We start from the raw sequence: 6,390 nt of genomic DNA on the forward strand, positions 1-6,390 counted from the left end.
ACTCTTTTATGTTGATCACACTTTGTAGGGTCATTTTTTCGAAGTGATTGAATATTTCCAATTGGAGGAGAGTTTTATGAAGAAACGTACACTATTGTCTCTGTCGGTCGCTGCTCTTGCAGCAAGCTCGTTGGTTGTTGGTTGTGGTGGGGGAAGTGGAGGGAGTAACCCTGATACTACAGTTTCAGGAGCCTCTTAATGTTGTTGGTCAGTCAAGCATCATCAAAGGTGCAGATATTTATGTAAATAATGTCGCTGTTGATAGCACTGACGCTACAGGCAAACGCACTCTCGCCTCTGTTGTAATGAACTCTGAAATCGCAGTTGAGGGTGGCATTATCGGCGCAACGGGTCTCAATTTTACAGGTAAGTTCGTTACCACATATGAGACTATTGAAACTTTTGTCACTCCGATATCAACTGCTTATTACTACACGCAAGACCCTGCTCTTGCGTCAGCAAAAAATACTGACACAGTAAACACTAGCGATAACGCTATACTGAACATCAAGAAACAGTCCTTGCAAATTGCAAAAGCAGCTGAAGCTCTAGCTGGCGCCGCAACTACTAACCAAACTGCAGCGTATTCAGCCTTATTCCGGGCAATGGCCAATAAAGCCAAAGGGAAATTTGATTCGACCGATAGTAATGGTTTGGATACTACAGACATGCTGAGCAGTGACATTATCAAAACAGCGCTTAGCGTAAATGATACTCAAGCTGCGCAACTGACCAAAGTAGCTTCAGTTGTATCGACTGTATTTGGAGGCATCGACAGCGCAGACCTCAATGGAGCCAAGTACGCTGCAGCATCCGCCTATGCCGCAACAATCGCAAACCAGGCAAGCTCGCTTAAAGACACCAGCGATGACGCGCTAAATACTATCGCAACTAGCGCAGCAGCTCTGGTCAATAACATTACCGCACAGATAATAGCAAGCACAGGGACAGATACGTCAGAAAGAGTTAATCTTGACCTTACCAACTACAACATTAGCTTAGACACAACCGAAGCGCCTTCCAGCGGAATAATCTTTACCCCACAAGCAACTGTAACCAAAGTTGCACTCAATTCGCCAACAGCGGCCATAGCAGTTGACTCAGATGGCGAACTAGAAACTGGCCTGATGACCTACGGATTAGATCCACAAGCAAAGCTATATATTGCGCTTGACAGCTTTGAATCGGGCCAAACAACTATGTCACTTGCTCTTGAACTTACTAAAGGCGATAGCGAGTTAAAGATCATTGCGAACGATGTTGCCAAAATCACTGCCAATAGCAGCAATAAAGTAACTGCAGCTAGTGTCAACACCGGCGCATCCATCGACTACAGCATCAACTATAAAGGTATTGTTTTCACTCCTAACACTCTAACCTATGACGGCACTTGGATGAATTCCCTTATCACGTTGGATACGATTGATTCACATTCTGACGCTCTTCGCGTTAACATTGGACAAATCATAGAAAATGCTGACACTGCTGTTGGGACAGTGAGTGTTGACAGCCTTGAAAACGGAATTTATGATGTCAAAATTTTAGTAGATGGTGTTGAACTTGGCCGCGGCGCTAAAGTTTGGAATAATACGACCATAACGATCGGAAATAAGAGCCTTACGGGGTCAAAGGTAACCGGAACTGTTAATCTACACTGATATCCGGCAGTATCGACCATAACGCCAAAACGAAAAGGTGAAAGAAGGAAACTTCTTTCACCTTTTTTTAATGGGATTTATTTTTTTTATCTTCGGGAAGTATAATAGGGGAAGTATAATAGGACACCCAAGTTGATGATTGACCCATTTTCTCTATTGAAGCAATGATGACTGCTTCAACAAGGAGGCTCGCGGATGGAAGATATAAAAGACGCTACGACTTCTTCTGCAGAAGCTGACGAAGGTCTGCGTGAAAATCGCGCACAGATTCCCCGTTTATTTACATTTGCTATGACTTTTTCGGCAATATCTATGGTTAGCCTAGTAGGAAAAATAATGGATATATTTTAATCAAAAGCAAATAGGACACCCAAGTTGATGATTGACCCATTTTCTCTTTTCAGGTAAGTTTCAAATCATCCTGAGTCAATAAGGAGTTCAGCATGACCATCGCTCGCAATCAACAGGTTTTCCTCGACTCAACTCCATATTATCACTGTATCAGTCGCTGTGTGCGTCGTGCATTTTTGTGCGGCGAGGATGTGGTGACTGGTCAAAATTTCGACCATCGCAAGCAATGGATCATTGACCGCATGCTAATGCTTTCTGGTATATTTGCTATCGACGTGTGTGCATATGCTCTTATGAGCAATCACTACGGGAGAAATTAACAGGACACCCAGGGGAAGTATAATAGGACACCCAAGTTGATGATCAATGAGATAATAGGACACCCAAATCGAGTACCCAAATAGTATAATAGGACACCCAAGTTGATGATTCCCAAGTTGATGATTGACCCATTTTCTCTTTTCAGGTAAGTTTCAAATCATCCTGAGTCACTAAGGAGTTCAGCATGACCATCGCTCGCAATCAACAGGTTTTCCTCGACTCAACTCCATATTATCACTGTATCAGTCGTTGTGTGCGTCGTGCATTTTTGTGCGGCGAGGATGTGGTGACTGGTCAAAATTTCGACCATCGCAAGCAATGGATCATTGACCGCATGCTAATGCTTTCTGGTATATTTGCTATCGACGTGTGTGCATATGCTCTTATGAGCAATCACTACCATTTGGTACTGCGAGTTGATGTTGAACAAATAAACCGTTGGAGTGATGAAGAGATTTTAGAGCAATGGTGTAAGCTTTTCTCTGGCAATACTATAGTGCAAAAGCATCGTGCAGGTGACGCACTCGATAGCTACCAGCAACAGAAGTTGCAAATAATGATCACGGAATACCGACGTCGGCTGTGCGATATTTCGTGGTACATGCGTTCTTTGAATGAAAGCATCGCGCGGCAAGCGAATTTGGAGGATAATTGCACTGGGCGTTTCTGGGAGGGGCGCTTTAAGTCGCAGGCACTCTTAGATATGCAAGCGGTGTTAACATGTATGGCATATGTTGATTTAAATCCGATTCGCGCGGGGATTGCAGTTTCGCCGGAGCGATCTGATTTTACTTCTATTCAGGCGCGGATTCGCCTGTGGGCATTGCAAGAGGGGGAAACGGCGCTTGGTCGAGTTGAAGTTCCCAACTCCTTTCGTCCAGCGATGTTGCTCCCTTTTGATGATAACAATAACGACAATATGGCGCTACCGTTTACGTCGCACGGCTACTTTGAGTTAGTGGACTGGATTGGGCGCTGTGCTCGGCCAGATAAACGGGGCGCGATTGCAGAAAGTGCGCCGGATATCCTTTTGCGACTTGGAATTGAGCCGGAATTTTTCCTGAAGCAGATGCGGAGTCGTCACGGTTTCCATGCGATGATGGGTACGGTGAGCCATCTGCGGGAGGCGGCACAGCGTTGCGGTAAGCGTTGTGTGCGCGGTATCGGCGTTGCTAAAAGGCTTTTTGGTAAAGAATCAGCGTAACATTTACGCTGTGAAGATATTTCGATCCTGTGTCGTTGATCCTAAAACAACAAGACCACGTATAATCTCTAGCGCTACCTGCAGTAGTTATTCATTGTGATATTTTTTCACTTCATGTTTCCCTGATTTTTGCTACAATTGAAGTTAAGATGTCTGCATCAACAGGGAGGCTCCCGATGGAAGATATAAAAGACGCTACGATTTCTTCTGCAGAAGCTGACGAAGATCTGCGTGAAAATCGCGCACAGATTCCCCATTTATTTACATTTGCTATGACTTTTTCGGCAATATCTATGGTTAGCCTAGTAGGAAAAATAATGGATATATTTTAATGAATCCCCCTCGTCATATCGGCATTATTATGGATGGTAACGGACGCTGGGCACAACAGCGCGGCGTGGAAAGAACGGAAGGTCACCGCCAAGGGCTCGAAACGGCACGTGAAGTTATCAAACATGCCGCAGCAGTCGGTGTCCCATTCCTGACACTCTACGCGTTTAGCACTGAAAATTGGAGCCGCTCACCGCAAGAAGTGACCTTTCTCAACATGGCACTCAAAAATTACCTTATCAGTGAGCTTGCGATGATGCAGAAAAATAATATTCGGTTTCGCCCGATCGGTCGCGTAGCCGACTTTACTCCAGACGTGCAGGAGTTGCTAGCACATACGATTGCAGCGACCAGCCAAAACACCGGAATGACTCTTGTACTTGCGATTTCATATGGTGGTCAGCTAGAAATTGTAGATGCCATAAAATCCATTGCGTTAGAGGTTCGGGAAGGGGCTTTAGATATCGACCTCATCACACAACAAACCATTTTTGACCATCTCTATTTCCCTGAGCTTGGAGCTTGTGATTTTATTATCCGCACGAGTGGTGAGTGCCGTTTAAGTAATTTCCTCACGTATCAATCAGCATACAGTGAGTTTTACTTTACTTCCGTATTATGGCCTGATTTCACAACAGATCATTTTGACGAAGCGCTTGCGGTATACCACTCTCGCGAACGCCGCTTTGGTAAGGAGAATTCTGCCGAGCATTAAAGGGATGTTCAAATCCAAGCTGTTGTTACCAATTCGTTCTCGCAAAACCATTACTAGCACTCCCCTTTCCAAATAGTGTATATTGGCGTAGATTCATCTGCGATGCGCTCGTAGAACCGCAATAAATCTGCATCAAGGGGGAGAAGCATGAAGCGATTTGCCTATTACACGGTAGTCCCGAAATTGCCAGAGCAATTGTCGCCGCTCTATGAAATTGCCAATAATTTATGGTGGTGCTGGCAGCCGGATGCGGTTGATTTATTCCGTCGCATTTCACCTGAAGATTTCAGTGCCTTAGAGCACAACCCGATTCGCCTGATTGGTTCTTTAAGCCAAGAGCGTCTGCGCGAGCTGATCCGTGATGATGGGTTCATGGCGCACATGCGGTCGGTACACGAAGAACTCAAGCGCTATTTAAGTATTGATGCTTGGTACACACGCCTTTCTAAAGACTGGAAGCATTTTACGATTGCATACTTTTCCGCCGAATATGGCATTCATGAATCGCTGCCGATTTATTCAGGTGGTCTTGGGGTTTTGTCGGGCGACCACTTAAAGTCGGCGTCTGATCTTGGTATTCCGCTCGTTGGTGTTGGCCTTTTGTATCGCCATGGGTATTTCCGTCAATCGCTGAACTCCGATGGTTGGCAGCACGAACGGTATCCTGAAAATGATTTCCATAATATGGCGCTGACGTTAATGCGCGACGATGACGGCAATCCCCATAAGCCCTACATTGATTTTCCTTTTGGACGGATTCATTTCCAAATTTGGCGCGTCAATGTAGGCCGCGTCGCACTCTACTTACTTGACACCAATTTGAACGAAAACCCGATTGAAGGGCGCGACATCACCAAGCAACTGTATGGTGGCGATAACGAAATGCGCCTCAAGCAAGAAATCCTGCTTGGTATTGGTGGGATGCGCGCGTTGCGGGTACTGGGGATTTCCCCCACAGTGTGTCATATGAACGAGGGGCACAGCGGGTTTATGCCGCTAGAGCGGGTACGCCAGCTTATGCACGATCGCGCCATCAGCTTTGATGTCGCTTTTGAAGCGGTGTATGGAAGCAATATCTTTACTACGCATACGCCTGTTCCTGCCGGAAACGACCGCTTTTCGCCGGAATTAGTGGTTAAATACTTTACACAGATGATTTACGAGCTGGGGATTACGCAGGAGCGGTTCCTGGACTTCGGGCGCGAAGTAGCGGGCAACCGCAATGAGCAGTTCTGCATGACGGTCATCGCGATCCGCTTTGCTGGATTCAAAAACGGCGTCAGCGCCTTGCATGGTCAGGTATCGCGCCAAATGTGGAAAAACATTTGGCCATATCTACCTGACAACGAAGTTCCTATCGGCCATGTCACCAACGGCATTCACATTCTCTCATGGCTCGCCAAAGATATGCGCGATTTACTTGGGCGTTACTTGGGCGAACGGTGGGTGGAAGCGCCGGATAACCGTGATTTATGGAAGCGAGTGAAACGGATTCCCGATCCCGAACTGTGGCATGTGCGCGAAAGTTTGCGGCGTCAACTCGTGGTATATGCGCGTCGCCGTTTGCGCGAGTCGATGGAAAAGCGGGGAATGTCAAAAAGCGAATTGGCCGTTGCGGACGAGGTACTTGACCCTTCAGCCCTAACTATCGGTTTTGCTCGTCGTTTTGCCACGTACAAGCGGGGCAACCTGCTGTTCCGCGATATTCCACGGCTAAAGAAAATATTGATGGATGTCGATCGCCCTGTGCAGTTTATCTTTGCGGGGAAAGCGCACCCACGCGATGACGGCGGCAAGAATATCATCAAAGA

At 46.4% G+C, this 6,390-nt stretch carries 6 protein-coding genes and 1 pseudogene; all 7 read left to right on the forward strand.

What is annotated here, in order from left to right; genetic code table 11:
* Positions 1 to 116 precede the first annotated feature (116 nt).
* Positions 117 to 1,658, forward strand: a complete 1,542-nt coding sequence (locus P304_RS0107725; RefSeq protein WP_152514507.1) for a hypothetical protein — start codon at positions 117 to 119, stop codon at positions 1,656 to 1,658.
* 195 nt (positions 1,659 to 1,853) lie between these two features.
* On the forward strand, positions 1,854 to 2,009 hold the full coding sequence (locus P304_RS17045; protein WP_160165033.1) for a hypothetical protein: 156 nt from the start codon (positions 1,854 to 1,856) through the stop codon (positions 2,007 to 2,009).
* Between the two features lie 92 nt (positions 2,010 to 2,101).
* Positions 2,102 to 2,317 (forward strand): annotated as a pseudogene (locus tag P304_RS0107735) (alpha-amylase family glycosyl hydrolase); the annotation flags it as partial.
* A 197-nt stretch (positions 2,318 to 2,514) separates the two neighbouring features.
* On the forward strand, positions 2,515 to 3,534 hold the full coding sequence (locus P304_RS0107740) for a transposase (RefSeq protein ID WP_027390077.1): 1,020 nt from the start codon (positions 2,515 to 2,517) through the stop codon (positions 3,532 to 3,534).
* A 176-nt stretch (positions 3,535 to 3,710) separates the two neighbouring features.
* Positions 3,711 to 3,866, forward strand: a complete 156-nt coding sequence (locus tag P304_RS17050; protein ID WP_160165034.1) for a hypothetical protein — start codon at positions 3,711 to 3,713, stop codon at positions 3,864 to 3,866.
* Positions 3,866 to 4,579, forward strand: coding sequence for a polyprenyl diphosphate synthase (gene uppS, locus P304_RS0107750; RefSeq protein WP_027390078.1), 714 nt, complete (start codon positions 3,866 to 3,868; stop codon positions 4,577 to 4,579). The genes P304_RS17050 and uppS overlap by 1 nt, the downstream gene beginning before the upstream one ends.
* Positions 4,580 to 4,726: 147 nt before the next feature.
* Positions 4,727 to 6,390: alpha-glucan family phosphorylase (gene glgP, locus P304_RS0107755; protein WP_027390079.1), on the forward strand; the 1,664-nt coding region annotated here is incomplete at its 3' end.

It is taken from the genome of Chrysiogenes arsenatis DSM 11915, assembly GCF_000469585.1.
Lineage (GTDB): Bacteria > Chrysiogenota > Chrysiogenetes > Chrysiogenales > Chrysiogenaceae > Chrysiogenes > Chrysiogenes arsenatis.